We start from the raw sequence: 18,788 nt of genomic DNA, 5'->3' as shown, positions 1-18,788 counted from the left end.
GGCGTCACCGGTGCTGGGCACCGCCGGGCCGCCGCTGGTCGGGGCCGCCCCGTCGCCGGAGCCGCCCTACGGGGTCACGGATAGTTCGTCAGGTACACCACCTGGTTGGCGGTGTCGGCGGTGCCGCCGGTGCCGTTGACCACCCGGTTGATCGCGCCAACGCCGCCGAGGGAGACGGTGACCATGTTGGTGAACCGGACGTTCGGGCTGGTCGGCGCCTCGATGGCGCGATCGGCGACGACCGCGGGGTTGACGTTGAAGTAGCAGTAGCTGCCCATCCCCCACGCTTGGTGGCTGCTCACCCCGTCGGCCACCTTGTACGCCGCGTAGCCACGGGTGGCCCCGTTCATCCAGGCGGCCTGGTTCGGTGGGTCGTACGGCATCTCGTTCTGGTAGAAGTACGTCCGCCCGCCGTTGCCGTTCCAGACGGTCTGGTAGCGCTGGTAGTGCTCGACGAAGAGGCCGTACATGGTCACGTCGTCGCCGTTGACCGTCAGGCCGGTGTCGGCGGTGTTCACCGCCCAGCCGACCCCGTCCCCGTGGTCGGCCCGCCACAGCCACATGTGGTCGCCGATCACGTGGTCGCTGTTGACGGTCAACGTGTTGGTGGCCCGGCCGACGCCCGGCCCGCCGATGCGGAAGAAGACGTCGTGCAGCGAGGTCGGGTTGGCCGCGTGGCTGGCCGCCGAGCCGGGCGGCCCGACCTCCATCAGCACCGGCGAGTTCACCTGGCCGGCCTCGAACATGAGGCCCGCCACCTTCACGCCGTCCACGTCGGCGACCCGCATCGCGACGGTGCCGTTGTCGGCCTGGATGGTCGCCAGGCCGAGGCCGAGGACCACCGTGTCGGGGCGGTCCACCCGGATCGGCTCGGTGACGTGGTGTACGCCCGGGGTGAACAGCAGATGCCGGCCCTGGGCGAGCGCGGCGTTGATGGTGGCCGCGCCGGTGCCCGGCCGCACGACGTAGAACTGGCTGAGCGAGATGGAGGAGCCGGCCGGGGTCCTGCCGTACCAGCTCGTGCCGGTGGAGTTGGTGCGCAGCGCCGGCACGAAGACCCGGTACTCGCCGGTGCCGTCGACGTAGAGAAAGGGCTTCTCGCGTACCTGCGGGGTCTGCGGGATGACGGTGTGCGAGGGGTTCGGGAAGTGCGGCGGCGGGGCGCCGGTGACGCCCTGGAAGACCATGTTCCACACCGAGCCGGTCCAGCCGTTGCCGAACTCGCTGTTGCGCGAGTACCACTGCTGCTGCGAACCGGAGACGACCAGGCCGTCGATCCTGGTGTCGGCCATCAGGCCGCCGCTGGACCAGCCGTCGCCGCCGTTCCAGAGCTGGATCTGGTTCTGCGCGCCGCGCAGGTGCATCCGCCGGTAGGGCGCGGCCTGCGAGACCGCCCAGCGCTCCACGCTCACCCCGGCCGGCAGGGTCACCGAGAGGTTCTCGGCGGCCCGCCAGAAGTTCTGCGTGGCGTTGCCGCCCATCCAGAACGCCTCGACCCGGACGTGCCCGTTGAGGTTCACGTCGTCGGGGCTCATGCCGAGGCCGGCGACCTGGGTGAAGAAGCCGAGGTTGACGTCGGCGGTGTAGCTGCCGGGCTTGAACAGCACCGCGTAGCGCTCGGGGCCGAACTGGTTGCGCTCCTGCTGGGCGAAGAGCGTGTCCAGCCGGCTCTGGATGGTCGCGGTCGGGGTGGACGGGTCGAAGACGAAGGTGTTCGGCCCGAGGTTCGGGTTGCGGGGGTCGGTCGGCTCCACGGGCGGAGCGTCGCCGCCTGTCACGTTCACCGCCAGCTCCCAGAGCGAGTAGCCGTACGCGGTAGCGCGCGCCGTGCCGTGCACCCGCAGGTAGCGGCCGCTGCCGGCCACCGCGAGCGACTGGCTGCCCCCGGTGCCGGTGGTGGTGCCGTACACGGTGGTCCAGGAGCTGCCGTCGGTCGAGGTCTGGAGCTGGAACGCCCGCGCGTACGCGGCCTCCCAGGTCAGCACCACGCGGCAGATCGACCGGACGGTGCCGAGGTCCACCCGCAGCCACTGGGGGTCGGCGGCGGCGCTGGCCCAGCGGGTGCCGGGGTTGCCGTCGACCGCCGCCGAGGCGGGGAGGCCGGCGTTCTCCACCGACGACGCGGTGGCCGGCCGGCCCTGGGCGACGTTGGCGCTGCCGCAGGTGGGCGCGGTGCCGCCGGCCTCGCCGTAGACCTGGAACTCCCAGAGGGAGTAGCCGTATCCGGTGCCGCGCGCGGTGCCGTGCATCCGGACGTACCGGCCGGCGCCCGTCACGCTCACCGTCTGGGTGCCGCCGGTGCCGGCGGTGGTGCTGTGCACGGTGGTCCAGGCCGCGCCGTCGTCGGAGGTCTGGATCGTGAAGGCCCGGCCGTAGGCGCCCTCCCAGGACAGGACCACCTGGCTGAGGGTGGCCCGGGTGCCGAGGTCGACCTGGATCCACTGGGGGTCGCTGAAGGCGCTGGCCCAGCGGGTGCCGGCGTCGCCGTCGACCGCGGCGGACGCCGGGGTGCCGGCGTTCTCCGTCGACGAGGCGGTCGCGGGGCGGCCCTGGGACAGCAGGCTCGGGGCGGCCTGCGCCGGGGGCGTCGCGCCGGCGGGGGTGAGCGCCGCGACGAGGAGCAGCGCGAGGCCGATGAGCAGCCGCCGGGCGGGTCGCCCTGGCGGCGGCGTCGGGCGTACGGATGTAGCGCGAGATGTCATGACTTCGCCTGTCGATAGAGGGTGGGGGACCTCGGGCGTGACGGGATGACGAAGGGGGCCGCGGCACTGCGGGGCGGCGACGCCGGACGGTGCCGGGACGGGAGAGAGCGCTCTCGTCCGAGTGTTGCGGCGTCGTCGCGCAGCCGTCAAGACATCGATAAATAACGCTGTTATTTATCCGTGAAGTTCGATTTGTTCGGTAACCCGCCGATTCGCCGACCGCACCCCGCCGGCCGTGAGCAGCCGGGCGATCGGGAGCGTCGCCGCACCGAGCGCCACCGCGTCGACGCCCAGCAGACCCAGCTCGATCGAGGCCTGCTCGTACGGCTGGCGCAGCGCCTGGCGGCCGGCGGCCTCCCGCACGGCCGGCAGCAGGCCGCCCAGCGCCATGCCGGCCCAGCCCCCGAGCACGACCCGCTCCGGGTTGAACAGGTTGATCAGGTTGGCCACCCCGGCGCCGAGGTACTCGGCCGTCTCGTCCAGCACCCGCCGGGCGGCGGCCGAGGTGCCGGCCGCGTCGATCAGGGCCGCCAGCTGGGACTCCTCGTCGTCGCCCGGGACCGGGTGACCGCCCCGGGCCTCGCGGTAGCGGTCGATGACGGCCTCCGCGCCGACGTACGCCTCCAGGCAGCCACGGGCTCCGCAGCGACAGGGCCGCCCGCCGTAGAGCAGGGTGGTGTGCCCCCACTCTCCCGCACTGCTGGAGGCGCCCCGGTAGGTCACCCCGTTGGTCACCACCGCGGTGCCGACCCCCGAGCCGACAAGCGCGAAGACGGCGTGCCGGGCCCCCCGGCCCGCGCCGAACCACATCTCCGCCTGGCCGAGCGTCTTCGCCCCGTTGTCGACGTGCAGCGGCAGGTCGGTGCCCGCCGCGATCAGCCGCTCCAACGGCACCCGGTCCCAGCCGAGCGACTGGGCGTGCACCACGGCCTCCCGGCCCTGCTCGACCACCCCGGAGACGCCGATGCCGACGCCGAGCACCTCGTCGACGGCCACCCCGGCCCGGGCCGTGACCGCGTCGATGCCGGCCAGCACGTGCCCCGCCACCTCCGCCGGCTCCGTCCGCCGGGGATCGAGCGGGTACGCGACGCTGGCCAGCTGGGCCATCGCGAAGTCGAACAGCTCCACCCGGACCCGGGTCTCCCCGACGTCCACCCCGATGACGAACGCGAAGCGCGGCGCGACCCGCAGCATCATGCTGGGCCGGCCGCCGTCGGACTCGGCGGCGCCCGCCTCGGCGATGAGCCCCTCGTCGATCAGGTCGGCGACCACGTTGCTGACCGCCGGCTGGCTCAGCCCCGTGCTGCGGACCAGAGCCTGCCGGGTGAGCGGGCCGTCCAGGAAGACCTTCGACAGCAGGGCGGACCGGTTCCGCAGCCGGACGCCCCGGTTGGTCGCGCGCGCCAACTCCACCTGCCACCTCGATCCCCTCGGCCCCCGGGAGCGACTGTACGACCCCGTGCTTGACGGCCCCTCAGTCAACCACTTTAATGACCACATTCATTAAGTCGTGATGGAACTGTCGAGCCGTCGGCCCCCGCCGGCGCGCCCCGCCCACCGTCCGCCGGCGCCCTCACCCCCGTTCCCGACGCGACGCCGGCGACCCCCACCACGTGCAACGGAAGGGCCGAACGTGTCGAGACGACACCTCGCGATACTCACGGCGGCCGTGCTGGCCGCCACCACGCTCACCGCCTGCGGCGACTCCGGGGGTTCCTCCGGCGCGGCCGGGAAGACCCTCACCTACTGGGCCAGCAACCAGGGCGCCAGCCTGGAGGCCGACAAGCAGACCCTCCAGCCCGAACTGGACAAGCTCGAGCAGCAGACCGGCATCAAGGTCAACGTCGAGGTGGTGCCCTGGTCGGACCTGCTCAACCGGCTGCTCACCGCCGCCACCTCGGGCCAGGGCCCCGACGTGGTCAACATCGGCAACACCTGGTCGGCGTCGTTGCAGGCCACCGGCGCGCTTGTCGAGTTCGACGACGCCACCCTCGCCAAGGTCGGCGGGAAGGACCGGTTCGTGCCCGCCGCGCTGGCCGCCGCGGGCGCGCCTGGCAAGCCGCCGGCCGCGGTGCCGCTCTACAGCCTCGCCTACGCCCTCTACTACAACAAGAAGGCGTTCGCCGACGCCGGCGTCACCAGCCCGCCCACCACCTGGGAGCAGGTGGCCGAGGTCGGCCGCAAGCTGACCGGCGGCGACCGCTGGGGCCTCGCCGTCGAGGGCGCCAACCCGTCGGAGAACGCCCACCACGCCTTCACCTTCAGCCAGCAGTACGGCGGCGAGTGGTTCGACTCCGCCGGCAAGCCGACCTTCGACACCCCGCAGAACGTCACCGCCGTCAAGCGGTACGTCGACCTGATGGCCGTCGACCGGATCGTCAACCCGAGCAACGCCGAGTACGCGCAGAACCAGTCGGTCTCCGACTTCGCCAACGGCAAGGCCGCCATGCTGCTCTGGCAGGCCGCCGGGTCCAACCTGAAGTCGCAGAACATGGCCCCCGACGCGTACGGGATCGCCCCGGTGCCGTTCCCGGCCGCCCCGCCGGCCGGCGGCAGGAAGGTCAACAGCATGGTCGCCGGGATCAACATGGCGGTGTTCAAGCACACCAAGAACCGCGACGCCGCGCTGGAGTTCGTCAAGTTCATGACCAGCGACGCCGAGCAGGTGGCGCTGAACAGGACGTACGGCTCGCTGCCCGCCGTCGCCACCGTCGCCGGCGACCCGGCGTTCGCCGCGCCGGAGCAGAAGGTGCTCCAGCAGACCCTCGCCACCACGGCAGCGCCGCTGCCGCAGGTGCCCGACGAGAGCACCTTCGAGACCCTCGTCGGCACCGCCATCAAGGAACTCTTCGCCGACGCCGCCAGCGGCAGACCGGTCACCGAGGAGAGCGTCCGGCAGAAGCTGACCCGGGCCCAGCAGCAGATGCGCTGACCCGCCGGACCGGTGGCCGTGGGAGGGACGCCGACCCGCCCACGGCCACCCAGCGAGAGGACCCCGATGGCCACCACCACGCCCGCCCGGGACGTCGCCGCACCGGAGCGGCCCGCCCGCCGCGCGGCCCCGGCGCGGCCCTGGTCGCCCGGGCGCCGCCGGTCGTTGCTGCCGTACCTGCTGCTCGCCCCGGCCGTCGTGCTGGAGCTGGCGGTCCACGTCGTGCCGATGCTCGTCGGGGCGTGGATGAGCCTGCGCGAGCTGACCCAGTTCCACATCCGCGACTGGTCCACCGCGCCCTTCGTGGGCTGGGAGAACTACCGCGTGGTGCTCGACGTCGACTCGGCGGTCGGGGCGCAGCTGCTGCACTCGTTCGGGGTGACCGTCGGCTACACGGTGGCCTCGGTCGGGCTCTCCTGGGTGCTCGGCACCACCGCCGCCGTACTGCTGCAACGACCCTTCCGCGGCCGGGCCGTGCTGCGCGCGCTCTTCCTCACCCCGTACGCGCTGCCCGTCTACACGGCCGTGATCACCTGGAGCTTCCTGTTCCAGCGGGACACCGGCCTGGTCAACCACGTGCTGGTCGACCAGCTCCACCTCCTCGACGACCGGCCGTTCTGGCTGATCGGGGAGAACAGCTTCGTCGCGCTGCTGACCGTCTCGGTCTGGCGGTCCTGGCCGTTCGCCTTCCTCTGCGTCATGGCCGGCCTGCAGAACATCCCCGGCGAGCTGTACGAGGCCGCCGCCATGGACGGGGCCGGATTCTGGCGGCGGCTGCGCTCGGTGACGCTGCCCATGCTGCGCCCGGTCAACCTGGTGCTGGTGCTGGTGCTGTTCCTCTGGACCTTCAACGACTTCAACACCCCGTACGTGCTCTTCGGCGGTTCTGCGCCGGAGCAGGCGAACCTGCTCTCCCTGCACATCTACCGCAGCTCCTTCAAGACCTGGGACTTCGGGGCCGGATCGGCGATGTCGGTGGCGCTGCTGCTGTTCCTGCTGCTGGTCACCGCCGGGTACCTGCTGCTGACCAACCACCGGAGGAACGATGCGTGAGACCGCCGCCGAGCGCTGGGCCCGCCGGATCGTGCTGACCCTGCTCGCGCTCTTCGTGCTCGTCCCGCTCTACGTCATGCTCAGCTCGGCGCTCAAGCCGTTGCAGGACGTGCAGGGCGCCTTCACCTGGTGGCCCCGGCGCCCCACCGCGCAGGCCTTCGTCGACATGTGGTCGACCGTGCCGCTGGGCCGCTACCTGGTCAACAGCCTGGTCGTCTCGACCGTGGCGGCGGTCTTCTCGGTCACCGTGGCGATCTTCGCGGCGTACGCCGTCAGCCGGTACAGGTTCCGGGGCCGAGGGCTGTTCTCGGTGACCGTCCTGTCCACCCAGATGTTCCCCGGGATCCTCTTCCTGTTGCCGCTCTTCCTGATCTACGTCAACCTCGGCACCGCCACCGGCATCCAGCTGTACGCCAGCCGCACCGGCCTGATCATCACGTACCTGACGTTCTCGCTGCCGTTCTCGATCTGGATGCTTGTCGGCTACTTCGACTCGATCCCCCGCGGCCTCGACGAGGCGGCGCAGGTCGACGGCGCCGGCCCGCTCCGCACGCTGTTCCGGGTCATCCTGCCGACGGCGGTGCCGGGCGTCGTCGCCGTCGCCGTGTACGCCTTCATGACCGCCTGGGGCGAGGTGCTCTTCGCCTCGGTGATGACCGACGAGGGCAGCCGCACCCTCGCCGTCGGCCTCCAGGGCTACTCCACCCAGTTCAACGTCTACTGGAACCAGGTGATGGCCGCGTCGCTGGTGGTCAGCGTCCCGGTGGTGGCCGGCTTCCTGGCGTTGCAGCGCTACTTCGTCGCCGGCCTCACCGCCGGCGCGGTCAGGTGAGGCCGTGACGGCCGCACACGAGGCCATGTCGGCCGCACATCCGAAGGAGAGCCCACCCGTGCCGGACCTGTCCACGCTGCCGCCCGACTTCCTCTGGGGGGTCGCCACCGCCGCGTACCAGATCGAGGGGGCCGTCCGCGCCGACGGCCGCGCGCCGTCCATCTGGGACACCTTCTGCGACGTGCCGGGCGCCGTCGACAACGGCGACACCGGCGCGGTGGCCTGCGACCACTACCACCGGTGGCCGCAGGACGTGGCGCTGATGCGGCGGCTCGGGGTGGACGCGTACCGGTTCTCGGTGGCCTGGCCCCGGGTGCGGCCCGACGGCGTCGGCCGGGTCAACCCGAAGGGCCTGGACTTCTACGACCGGCTGGTCGACGCCCTGCTGGCGGCGGGGATCCGCCCGTTCGTGACGCTCTACCACTGGGACCTGCCGCAGGCGTTGCAGGACCGGGGCGGCTGGCCGGAGCGGACCACCGCCGAGGCGTTCGCCGACTACGCCGCCGTCGTGGCCGCCCGCCTCGGCGACCGGGTCGCCGACTGGACCACCGTCAACGAGCCGCTCTGCGTGTCCTGGATCGGGCACCTGGAGGGCCGGATGGCGCCCGGCGAGCGGGACCTGGCCAGGGCGGTGCGCGCCTCGCACCACGTCCTGCTCGGGCACGGGCTGGCCACCCGGGCGATCCGGGCCGCCGCCGCCCGGCCCGCCTCCGTCGGGATCGTGCTCAATCCCAGCCCCTGCGAGCCGGCGAGCGACCGGCCCGAGGACGTGGCCGCCGCCCGGCGGATGGACGGCCACGTCAACCGGTGGTGGCTCGACCCGCTGCACGGACGCGGCTACCCGGCCGACATGGTCGCCACGTACGGCGTCGAGCCGCCGGTGCGGGGCGACGACCTGACGGTGATCGCCACCCCCACCGACTACCTCGGCCTGAACTACTACTTCCGTCAGGTGGTGGCCGACGACCCGGCGGGGCCGGCGCCGTACGCCCGGCAGGTGCCGGTGCCGGGCGCGGTGCACACCGCGATGGGCTGGGAGGCGTACCCGGCCGGGCTGGAGCAGCTGCTGGTCGCGGTGACCGAGGAGTACGCCCCGGCGCGGGTGCTCGTCACCGAGAGCGGGTCGGCGTGGCGGGACGAGGTCACCGCCGACGGCACCGTCGAGGACCGGGAGCGCACCGACCACCTGGAGCGGCACCTGGCGGCGTGCGCGGCGGCGGTCGACCGGGGCGTGCCGCTGGCCGGCTACTTCGTCTGGTCGCTGCTCGACAACTTCGAGTGGTCGTACGGGTACGACAAGCGCTTCGGGCTGGTGCACGTGGACTACCCCACCCAGCGCCGGACGGTCAAGGCGAGCGGCCTGCGCTACGCCGAGCTGATCCGCGCCCACCGGCGGCGTACCGGGCGGCTGACGCCCTCCCGGTGAGCCGGCGACGATCCGCCGGACCCCTCGGAGTCCCGGTCCCGCCCGGGACTCCGAGGGTCACCCGCCGGGCGGGGTCAGCAGAACCAGCCGTCCTGCACCCAGCCGCGCCGGTTGACGTGCCCGTAGGCGAAGCCGTAGACGTAGCCGCCGCTGCGCGGCCCCTCGACGAGGAACGTCTGGCCGCGGTAGAGAGTGCCCATCCACGCCCCGACCGGGGCGGTGCGGACGAAGAGGTCCTCGGCGCACACCGTCTCCCGCTGCCCGATCGTCCCGTTCGCGGCGTGCCCGGCCGACGGCGTGAGCGCCAGTACGGCGCAGACGGTCGCCAGCAACGCGCCGAGCCGGCGCGGCACTCCCCCGCTCACCACGAGTCGTAGCCCCCGATGCACTCGCTGCGCACGTAGCCCCAGTCGTTGGGCCCGAAATCGACACCTCCGGGGTGGAAACCTTCCTTCCCGCCCCCCTAACGAATACGTCGAAAACCTTCTATGCCTGCGATCCCCCGCGTCCTCGTGCCGGCGTCCGGGATGCCGATAGGGTCGGGGCCCATGCGGACGAAGCAGGAACTGGGCGCGGCCATCCGGCGGGACCGGCGGGCCGTCCTCGTCGTCAACGCCCACTCCCGCCGTGGCCGCCAACTGCACGAGCAGGCCCGGGCCCGGCTGACGGCGGCCGGCTTCCACCTGCTGGGCGACCACCCCGTCGAGCAGCCCGGCCAGCTCGAACGCGTCCTCACCGCGGCCGTCGACCTCGGGCCGGACCTGCTGGTGGCCGGCGGCGGGGACGGCACCCTCAGCACCGCCGCGCGGCTGCTCGCCCACCGCGACATGGCGCTCGGCCTGCTGCCGCTGGGCACCACCAACAACTTCGCCCGCACCGTCGGCGTCCCGCTCGACCTCGACCGGGCCGTCGACGTGCTGACCGGCGGCACGGTGATCGACGTCGACCTCGGCCTCGCCGGCGACATGCGGTTCACCAACCACGTCGGTGTCGGCCTCTCCGCCGACATCATGCTGCGGACGCCGCCGCGCCTGAAGCGGGTCACCGGCCGGCTGGCGTACCCGCTCACCGCCCTGGCCCTGCTGGCCCGGCACCGCCCGCTGCGGGTCACCGTCCGCGCCGGGGACGCCCGGCACGAGTTCCGCACCCACCAGGTGTACGTGGCCAACGGCGGCTTCCACGCCGGACGCCCGATCGCCGCCGACGCCGACGCCGACGACCGGCTGCTGGTCGCGTACCCGGTCGGCGGCGCGAACCGCCGTGGACTGCTGCGCGACACGGCCCGCAACGCGGTGACCGGGCACCGGCGCTCCGTCGGCGACGAGCCGTTCCTCGCCGTCGGGGAGCTGTGGCTGGAGACCGACCGGCCGGCGCGCGTCGAGGTCGACGGCGAGCTGTGCGGCCGTACGCCGATCCGGATCGGCCTGGACGCCAACGCGCTGCGCGTGATGGCGCCGGCCGGGAGCCCGGACCGCTGACCCGCGCGGCCGGCCGGGGTGCTACTCCGCCCGGTCCGCCGCGTCGAGGGCCGCCAGGAAGTCGGCGACGAGGTCCTCGGTGTCCTCGATGCCGGTGGAGACCCGGACGAGGCCCTCGCCGATGCCGGTGGCGGCCAGCTGCTCGGCGTCGACGATCCCGGCCCACATCGAGCGCGGGTGCACCACGAGGGTGCTGACGCTGCCCAGGCTGGCCGCCCGCTTGGCCAGGCGGAGGCCGTCGAGCAGCCCGGCCGCCGCCCGCCCGTCGCGCAGCTCGACGCTGAGCACCCCGCCGAAGCCGGTCATCTGCCGGCCGGCCAGCTCGTGCTGGGGATGCGTCGGCAGCCCCGGGTAGCGGACCCGCCGCACGGCCGGGTGGCCCTCGACCGCCCGGGCCAGGGCCAGCGCGTTGGCGTTGTGCCGGTCCACCCGCAGCGACAGGGTGCGGATGCCCCGCAGCAGCAGCCAGGCGTCGATGGGGCCGAGGGTGCTGCCGGTGACGATGGCGGTCTGCCAGACCCGGTCGACGAGGTCGGCGGAGCCGACGACCACCCCGGCCGAGACGTCGGAGTGCCCGCCGAGGTACTTCGTCCCGCTGTGCCACACCAGGTCGGCGCCGAACTCCGCCGGCCGCTGGTTGACCGGGGTGGCGAAGGTGTTGTCGACCGCGACCAGCGCGTCGTTGGCGTGCGCCAGCTCGACGACGGCGGCCAGGTCGGTCAGTTCGAGCAGGGGGTTGCTCGGGGTCTCCACCAGGACCAGCCGGGTCTGCGGGCGCAGCGCCCGGACGAAGGCCTCGGTGTCGGTCTGGTCCACCTGGGTGAAGGCCACCCCGAAGCGGGCCAGCAGGCCGGTGACCAGGGACGTCGTGCCGCCGTACGTGCTGCGCTGCACGATGACGTGGTCCCCGGCGGAGAGCAGGGCCAGGGCGATCGTGCTGATCGCGCCCATCCCGGAGGCGGTGACCAGGCCCGCCTCGACGCCCTCCAGCTGGGCGACCACGGCGGCGACCTGCGCGTGGTTCGGGTTGCCGTAGCGCGTGTAGAAGGCGTTGCCCCGGGTCTCGGTGGCGACGGCGGCGAACTGCTCGTCGGACTCGGCGCTGAAGGTGGCGCTCTGCACGATCGGCGGCGACACCGCCCCGCCCGGGCTCAACCCGTCGTCGCCGTGGACAGCGATCGTGCCGGTGCCGGTCACAGGTTCTCCTCACGTGGTGGGCTGCCCGCCGGGACGGCGGGTCGGACAGGTGCGGGCGTCACCCGGGCGGCGGGCGCCCGACGACGGCTCGTCCGCGTGGACGCTCCCGGCGGACGGGCGGTCACCCGGCCGGGACGGGCACGGCCACCGGGGGCTGCGCGGGCGCGGCCCGGTCGGTGAGCATCCGCAGCGCGTCGCGGTGCCGGCGCAGCACGGCGTCGTCCAGGTCGGCGACGGCGAGCCCGGGTCCCGTGCCGGCGTCGGCGAGGACCCGACCGTCGGGAGCGTACACGGCGCTGCGACCGGCGAACTCCCAGTCGCCGTGCGATCCCGCGAAGTTGGCGAACAGCACGTAGCAGGTGTTCTCCAGGGCGCGGGCCGGGAAGTACACGCCGCGCCGGTGGTCGGAGTCGCCCGTCGTGAAAGCGCTCGGGCACAGGTAGGCGTCGGCGCCGGCGAGGGCCAGCGCGCGAGCGTGTTCGGGGAAGCTCGCGTCGTAGCAGACCCCCAGGCCGAGCCGCCAGCCGCGCACCTCGACCAGGCAGTCGGCCCGGCCGGGCACGAACAGCTCGCGCTCGTCGCGGTCGAGGTGGCGCTTGTCGTACGCGGCGGCGGGCCGGCCGTCCGCGCCGACCACCAGGGCGCCGATCGCCCAGCCGTCGGCACGTCGCCGGCAGCCGCCGACCACCGCCACCACCCGGTGGGTGCGGCAGGCCTCGGCGACGACGTCGAGCGGGTCACCGCCCGCCTCGACGGCGCACCGCGCGATGTCGTCGTGCAGCAGTCCGATGTCGTAGCCGCAGAGCGACAGCTCGGGGAAGACGACGAGGTGGACGCCGCGGGCCGCCGCCTCGGCGATGCTCCGCGCCGCGGTCCGCGCGTTGCCGGCGAGGTCGCCGGGGACGGCGGTGACCTGGGCGGCCGCGACCCGCAGCGGGGCGCGGCCGGCGGGGTGGGCGGCCGTCACACGGCCCCCAGCCACCAGCGCAAACCGAAGAAGACCACCAGGCCCACCGTCCAGACGATCATGAAACGCTCGACGAAGAGGCCGGTCACCAGCGTGACCAGGCCCGCCACCAGGTACGGGACGGTGACGACGGTGATCTCGATCCGGTTGTCCACCGGGGCGATCACCGACGGGACGGCGATGGCCGCCAGCAGCGCCGGCGGGAGGTAGCCGAGGAAGACCTTGACGTCGTCGGGGAGCACCCGGTCGCGGAAGACCAGCAGCGGCAGGTACCGGGGCGCGAAGGTGGCGAGCCCCATCCCGAGGATGAGCAGCAGCATGGACATTCCGGTCACCTTCCGTCCGTGTCACGGGCCGTCTCGACGGCCCGGCGTTCCCCGGCCGCCGCCCCGGCGGTCCGCGGCTGCGGCGTTCTCGGCTCCGGCCCGCCCGACTCCGCCGTCTCCCCTGGCGTCTCCCCCGGCTCGCCCGGTTCCTCCCCCGGCTGGCCCGGCTCCGCCGGCTTCGGCGGGAACCACCGCCGTTCCACCAGCTCGCAGGCCATGCCGACGAACGCGCCGCCGAACGCCGCCACGATCAGGCCGAGGTTGTAGGGCAGCCCGAGCAGGAGCAGGGCCAGCGCCCCGGCGGAGACCGCCGTCGTCCAGACCTTCCAGCCGACCAGCGCCGAGGCGAGCACGACCAGGAAGACGGCGGTCATCGGGAAGTCCAGGCCGGAACGCAGCCGCTCCGGCAGCAGGTGCCCGGCGATCATGCCGACCACCGTGGCGACAGCCCAGTTGACGTACATGACCGCGGAGGCGCCGAAGTAGAACATGCTCTTGCGCCGGGCCGGCTCGTCGCCCTTGATCCGGTCGAAGGCCACGAAGAACACCGCGTCGATCAGGCCGAAGCCCAGCAGCAGCCGCCAGCGCTGCGGCAACTCGCGCACGTGCGGCGCGAGCAGCGTGGAGTAGATCAGCATCCGCAGGCTGAGGATCAGCGTCGTCAGGACGATGACCGGCCAGGCCGCCCCCTCCGAGATCAGCTTGAAGCCGATGAACTGGGCGGTCCCGGAGTTGACCACCATGGCCAGGCCGAACGTCTCCAGGTAGGACAGGCCGGCGGCCAGGCCGAGGGTGCCGCCGATCACGCCCAGCGGAAAGGCGGAGAGCAGGAACGGCACCATCGAGCGGGCGCCGGCGACGAACTCGTCCCGCGCGGTCGGCGTACGGTCAGACATGGTTCTCCCCAGGACGGCGGGCGGACGGTACGGCGGCGGCCGCCGGCGGCGCGCCCGGACCCGTCGCGCCGACGATAGCGGCCACGTCGGCCGCGCGGGTGCGGCAGAAGTAGTGTCCGCCCCCGTCGATCTCCCTCAGCTCCACGTCGGCGGCGACCCGCCGCCACGCCTCGTGCGCCGCGCCCGGCCCGGCCGTCAACGGGTCGTCGGCGGCCACGACCACCGTGACCGGCACCGGCAGCGGCTCCCCCACCCGGTCCCGCAGGTAGCGGTGCGAGCCGACGGCGTCGTGCCGGAAGGCGGCGACCAGGGCGTCGACGTGCCCCGCGTCCAGGCCGTCCAGCTCGGTGAAGCCGGTCTGGTCCACCAGCCAGCCCACCACGTCCGCCGGCGCCATGCCGGTGACCTCCGCGATGCTGGCGTCGATCTCCTCCGGCCCGCGCAGCAGCTTGCCGCCGAGGAAGAGCCGCTCGGGTGGCCGGCCGGCGGCGGCGAGCAGCCGGGTGACCTCGATCGCCGCCGCCGCGCCGACGCAGTGCCCCCAGACCAGCACCGGCCGGCCGCCCAGCTCCCCGATCTCGGCGGCCACCCGGCGGGTCAGCTCCGGCAGGTCCAGCAGCGGCTCGGGCCGGCTGACGTCGTGCCCCGGCAGCGCCACGGCGTGCACCGCGATCCGGTGCGGGGCCAGCGCCTCGGCCAGCGGCCGGAAGGCGAGCGGGTTGCCCGCCGCGTACGGGAAGCAGACCAGGACCCGGTCGTGCGCGGCGTCCGGCGGGGACAGCGGTTGCAGCAGCCGGTCCTCCGGCGCGGCGTCCGCCTCGACGGCCCGGGCCAGCGGGCCGAGCGTGGAGGTGGTCATCAGCTGCCGCAGGGTGACCAGGGGCCGTAGCGCGGCGATCACCCGCATCGCGGCGAGCGAGTTGCCGCCCAGGTCGAAGAAGTTGTCCTCCTCGGCGATCCCGGCCAGCGGCACGTCGAGCGCCGCCGCCCACGCCTCGGCGATCCGCCGGGCGACGGGCGTGCCCGGCGCGGTCCGCCCCGCCGGCGCCGCCGGCCGGCGCGTCGCCGGTGCGGCCCGGTCGAAGCGGCGCCGGGTCGGGGCGACCCGGGGCTCGGGCAGGCCGGGCCGCAGCCCGTCGTGGGCGCGCTCCGGGTCGGTCGCCAGCTCCGCCAGCACCCGCCGGTACACCTCGCCGATGCCCGCCGCCTGCTCCGGCGTGAAGGCCGCCGAATGGTAGTGCAGGCTCAGCCGGACCCGGTCGGTGAAGAAGTCCCGCATGAACTCGGCGCGCAGCGCGAACTCCGTCTCCGTGCTCACCTGCACGTCGAGCAGGTCGAAGCCGGGCAGCTCGCGCAGCTGCTTGAGCAGGTAGAAGTGGGTGTAGTTGAAGACGGTCTCGAACAGCAGGTCGGTGGTGCCGGCGTCCGCCTTCATCTGCGCCATCGGGTAGCGCCGGTGGGGCAGCAGGTCCGCCTCCGCGCGGTACACCGCCCGGACCAGGTCGGCCCAGGAGCCGCCGCCCAGGTCCACCCGCATCGGCACGGTGTTGAGGAACAGCCCCAGCGCCCCCGTGGCGCCCTCCGCCTCCGGCCGGCCGCTCTGCTCGTACCCGGTGACGACCTCGGTGTCCCCGGCGAGCGCGCCGACCACCTTGACGTGCGCGGCCAGCAGCACGGTCTTCAGCGGCACCGCCAACCGGTCGGCCGCGCGCAGCAGCCGCTCGGAGAGCGCGTCGTCGATCTCCACCTCGTGGAAGACGACGGGCCGCTCGGCCGGCGCCTCCGGCGGCTGCCACCGGGGCAGCTCGGTGACCCCGCCCGCGGCGAGGACGCCGCGCCAGAAGTCGCGGTCCGCCGCCGACTCCAGCGCCCGGCGTTCCAGCCCGATGTAGTCGCGGAAGTGGTTCTCCGCCGGTCCCTCGTCCGGCCGGTCCCCGGCCAGCAGCCGGTAGTAGGTGTCGAAGAGCTGGGTGTGCAGCAGGGTGATGCTCCAGCCGTCCAGCGCCGAGTTGTGCTGGCTGACGCTGTAGCGGTACAGCTCGTCGCCGAGGACGTGCACGTGGATGCGGACCAGGCCCGGCTCCTGCCAGCGGAACCGGTACGACTGCTCGCGCGCGTGCCAGTCGGCGTGCCAGCGTTCCTGCTCGGCCGGGTCGCGGTCGCGCAGGTCCACCACCCACAGCGGGCTCGGCGCGTCGGCGTGCACGAGTTGCAGGTACTCGCCGAAGCCGGTCAGGTGGTAGCTGGTCCGGAAGATCGGGTGCCGCGCGACGAGGATCCGCACCGCCTCGGTGAACGTCGCCTCGTCGAAGGGCGCATTGATCAGGAAGCTGATGATGTCGTGGTACTGGGCGGCGCCCCGGGACAGCTCGTTCTCGTAGATCAGCCCCGCCTGGAGCTGCCCGAGCGGGTACGCGTCGACCACCCCGTCCGGCAGCAGGGCCCGGTCCGCCTCGTCGAGCAGGGCGAACGGCGGGTGCGCCACCGCCCGTTCCGCGCCCGGCGGGCCGGCCGCGAGCAGCGCCGCGATCGTCGGGTGGCGGAACAGCTGCTGGAACGTGAGGTCCACCCCGGCGGCGTGCGCCCGGGCCAGCACGGTGACGAAGTGGATCGAGTTGCCGCCGATGGCGAAGAAGTTGTCCTCCACGCCGACCCGGTCGAGACCCAGCACCTCGGCCCAGATGTCGGCGAGGATCCGCTCGGGCCCGGTGCGCGGCGCCACGTACGGCCGCTCGGGCGCGGCCGGCTCGGGCAGCGACCGCCGGTCCAGCTTGCCGCTGCCCGACAGCGGGAACTCCGCCAGCTCGACCACCCGGGCGGGGACCAGGTAGCCCGGCAGCAGGGTGCCGAGGTGGGCGGTGAGCGTCGCCTCGCCCACCGGCTCGTCGGCGACCACGTAGCCGATCAGGTTGCCGTCGCGGGCCACCACCACCGCGTCCTTGACGGCCGGGTGCCCGCGCAGCGCCTCCTCCACCTCGCCCAGCTCGACGCGGTAGCCGCGAACCTTCACCTGGTGGTCGAGGCGGCCGAGGTAGTCGAGCGTGCCGTCGGGCAGCAGCCGGGCCAGGTCGCCCGTGCGGTACACCCGCTCCTCGCCCACCTCCGGCGCGGCGACGAAGCGGTCCCGGGTCAGCTCCGGGCGGTTGAGGTAGCCCCGGGCGAGCTGCACCCCGGCGACGCACAGCTCCCCCGGCACCCCCACCGGCTGGGGGCGTAGCCGCTCGTCGAGCACGTACAGGCGGGTGTTGTCCACGGGCCGGCCGATCGGCACCCGCTCCCGGCCGGGCCGGCAGCGGTGGTGGGTGACGTCGACGGTGGCCTCGGTGGGGCCGTACAGGTTGACAAGCGTCGCGCCGGGCAGCAGCTCCGCGAGCCGGTCCACCTGCCGGGGACCGAGCGCCTCGCCGCTGGCGAAGACCTGCCGCAGGCTCGCCAGCCGGCCGGTGTCGGCGGTGCCGAGGTAGTCGAGGAACGCGCCCAGCATCGACGGCACGAAGTGCACGGTGGTGACGCCGTGCGCCTCGACCGCCCCGATGATGGCCTCCGGGTCGCGCTCCGCGCCAGCGGGAAGCAGGCAGACGGAGGCGCCCTCGCGGGCCCACCAGAACAGCTCCCACACCGACACGTCGAAGGTGGTGGGGGTCTTGTGCAGGATCACGTCGGCGGGGCCGATCGGGTACAGCCGCTGCATCCAGGCCAGCCGGTTGGCCAGCGAGCGGTGCTCGATCATCGCGCCCTTCGGGGCGCCGGTCGAGCCGGAGGTGTAGATGACGTACGCGAGGTCCCGCCCGTGGCGCGGCGCGTCGGGGCCGGGCGACGGGACGGCGGCGGGCACCGGGCCGGCGGTCGGCAGCGGGAGCACCGGCACGCCGTCCGGGACCCGCGCCGGGTCGGCGGCGAGCACCACAGCGGCCCCGCTGTCGTCGAGCAGGTAGGCGACGCGCGCCGCCGGGTAACCGGGGTCGACCGGCAGGTAGGCGCCGCCGGCCCGCAGGGTGGCCAGGATCGCCACCAACTGCTCGCGGGAGCGCTCGGCGAGCACGCCGACGATCGACTCCGCGCCCACCCCGGCGCCGCGCAGCCGCTCGGCGTACGCGGCCACCCGGGCCTCCAGTTCCGCGTACGTCCAACTGCCGGCCGCGGTACGGACGGCGACGGCGTCCGGGCGGGCGGCGGCCCACCGGGCGACCCACTCGTCCGGCCGGCCGGCCGGGTCCTGGCCGACGCCGGTGTCGTTGACCTCCCGCAGCACGTCCCGGTCGCCGTCCGTCAGCAGGCTCAGGTCCGCCACCGGCGCGTCCGGCTCCGCCAGCGCCCGACCCAGCAACAGCGCCAGGTGGGCGCCGATCCGCTCGGCCGTGGCGCCGTCGTAGCGGCGGGCGTCGTGGTGGACCGTCACCTCGGCGGCGCCGAGGGCGAAGAACACCCCGACCCCGGCGCCGTCCGGGGCGCCGCCCCCCACCGCCACGTCGACGAGCGGGTGCGGGCCGGGACCGGCGTCCGCCGCCAGTTCCTCGGCCAGCAACTCGACCGGGTAGTCGGCGTGGCGCGCCGCCTCGGGCACCGCCGTGCGCAACTGCCCGACCAGGTCGCGGTAGCTGCTCTCCGCCGCGCAGCGCACCCGCAACGGCAGCATCCCGGCCAACTGCCCCGGCTCGCCCGGACGGCCGACGAGCATGTCGTCGGCGCCGGTGTAGCGGCGCAGCAGGGCGGCCACCGCGGCCGTCACCAGGACCTGGCGGGCGTCCTCGCCGCCCCGGCCGGCCCGGGTGAGCCGGTCGACCACCGCCTCGTCGAGCGGCACGGTGACGGCCGCCGGCTCGGGCGGGGCGCCGGGCGCCGGGGTGCGGTCGGCGGGGAAGCCGACCGGGTCGGCGCCGGAGCCGAGCACGGCACGCCAGTGGCGGGCGTGCTCCGGGCGGCGCGCCGCGGCGATCTTGAGCTGGCCCCGCGTCATCAGCGACTGCATGATCTCTCCG

General features: G+C 74.1%; 13 protein-coding genes. 5 read left to right on the top strand and 8 right to left on the bottom strand.

Annotation, left to right across the window (positions count from 1 at the left end):
• Positions 1-74: 74 nt before the first annotated feature.
• A complete protein-coding gene (locus AB0B83_RS14535; RefSeq protein ID WP_357578594.1) occupies positions 75-2,702 on the bottom strand; it encodes a discoidin domain-containing protein in 2,628 nt (875 codons plus the stop codon).
• A gap of 174 nt (positions 2,703-2,876) precedes the next feature.
• On the bottom strand, positions 2,877-4,115 hold the full coding sequence (locus tag AB0B83_RS14530; RefSeq protein ID WP_357578593.1) for an ROK family transcriptional regulator: 1,239 nt from the start codon (positions 4,113-4,115) through the stop codon (positions 2,877-2,879).
• 220 nt (positions 4,116-4,335) lie between these two features.
• Between AB0B83_RS14530 and AB0B83_RS14525 the strand changes: the two genes are divergently transcribed.
• The 4 genes from AB0B83_RS14525 (at position 4,336) to AB0B83_RS14510 (ending at position 8,945) form a co-directional block, all read left to right on the top strand.
• Positions 4,336-5,634 carry a sugar ABC transporter substrate-binding protein gene (locus AB0B83_RS14525; protein ID WP_357578592.1) on the top strand — a complete coding sequence of 433 codons (1,299 nt, stop codon included), beginning with the start codon at positions 4,336-4,338 and terminating at the stop codon, positions 5,632-5,634.
• 66 nt (positions 5,635-5,700) lie between these two features.
• Positions 5,701-6,687: a sugar ABC transporter permease gene (locus AB0B83_RS14520; RefSeq protein ID WP_357578591.1), complete on the top strand. Its 987-nt coding sequence runs from the start codon at positions 5,701-5,703 to the stop codon at positions 6,685-6,687.
• Positions 6,680-7,519 (top strand): carbohydrate ABC transporter permease, encoded by an 840-nt coding sequence (locus AB0B83_RS14515; RefSeq protein ID WP_132238333.1) that lies wholly within the window; start codon positions 6,680-6,682, stop codon positions 7,517-7,519. The genes AB0B83_RS14520 and AB0B83_RS14515 overlap by 8 nt, the downstream gene beginning before the upstream one ends.
• A gap of 25 nt (positions 7,520-7,544) precedes the next feature.
• Complete coding sequence (locus AB0B83_RS14510) at positions 7,545-8,945, top strand: GH1 family beta-glucosidase (RefSeq protein ID WP_357578595.1); 1,401 nt, start codon at positions 7,545-7,547, stop codon at positions 8,943-8,945.
• A 74-nt stretch (positions 8,946-9,019) separates the two neighbouring features.
• Here the strand turns inward: AB0B83_RS14510 and AB0B83_RS14505 are convergent, their stop codons facing one another.
• Positions 9,020-9,310: a hypothetical protein gene (locus tag AB0B83_RS14505; RefSeq protein WP_207914442.1), complete on the bottom strand. Its 291-nt coding sequence runs from the start codon at positions 9,308-9,310 to the stop codon at positions 9,020-9,022.
• 183 nt (positions 9,311-9,493) lie between these two features.
• On the opposite strand from AB0B83_RS14505, the gene AB0B83_RS14500 reads away from it, so the two are divergent.
• A complete protein-coding gene (locus AB0B83_RS14500) occupies positions 9,494-10,423 on the top strand; it encodes a diacylglycerol kinase family protein (protein ID WP_357578590.1) in 930 nt (309 codons plus the stop codon).
• A 21-nt stretch (positions 10,424-10,444) separates the two neighbouring features.
• Here the strand turns inward: AB0B83_RS14500 and AB0B83_RS14495 are convergent, their stop codons facing one another.
• From AB0B83_RS14495 to AB0B83_RS14475, 5 genes are all read right to left on the bottom strand, one after another.
• On the bottom strand, positions 10,445-11,620 hold the full coding sequence (locus AB0B83_RS14495; RefSeq protein WP_357578589.1) for a PLP-dependent aspartate aminotransferase family protein: 1,176 nt from the start codon (positions 11,618-11,620) through the stop codon (positions 10,445-10,447).
• Between the two features lie 121 nt (positions 11,621-11,741).
• Positions 11,742-12,602, bottom strand: coding sequence for a carbon-nitrogen hydrolase family protein (locus tag AB0B83_RS14490; RefSeq protein ID WP_357578588.1), 861 nt, complete (start codon positions 12,600-12,602; stop codon positions 11,742-11,744).
• Entirely contained in the window at positions 12,584-12,913 is a 330-nt protein-coding gene (locus AB0B83_RS14485) for an AzlD domain-containing protein (RefSeq protein ID WP_357578587.1), read from the bottom strand. The genes AB0B83_RS14490 and AB0B83_RS14485 overlap by 19 nt, the downstream gene beginning before the upstream one ends.
• A gap of 5 nt (positions 12,914-12,918) precedes the next feature.
• Positions 12,919-13,809, bottom strand: a complete 891-nt coding sequence (locus AB0B83_RS14480; protein WP_357578586.1) for an AzlC family ABC transporter permease — start codon at positions 13,807-13,809, stop codon at positions 12,919-12,921.
• On the bottom strand, positions 13,802-18,778 hold the full coding sequence (locus tag AB0B83_RS14475; protein ID WP_357578585.1) for an amino acid adenylation domain-containing protein: 4,977 nt from the start codon (positions 18,776-18,778) through the stop codon (positions 13,802-13,804). Before AB0B83_RS14475 ends, AB0B83_RS14480 begins: the two co-directional genes overlap by 8 nt.
• Positions 18,779-18,788: the final 10 nt, after the last annotated feature.

It is taken from the genome of Micromonospora sp. NPDC049060 (genome assembly GCF_040649055.1).
In the GTDB taxonomy this organism is placed as follows: domain Bacteria; phylum Actinomycetota; class Actinomycetes; order Mycobacteriales; family Micromonosporaceae; genus Micromonospora; species Micromonospora reichwaldensis.
The sequence above is the reverse complement of the archived record's forward strand: the minus strand, read 5'-3'. Positions and strand labels throughout refer to the sequence as shown.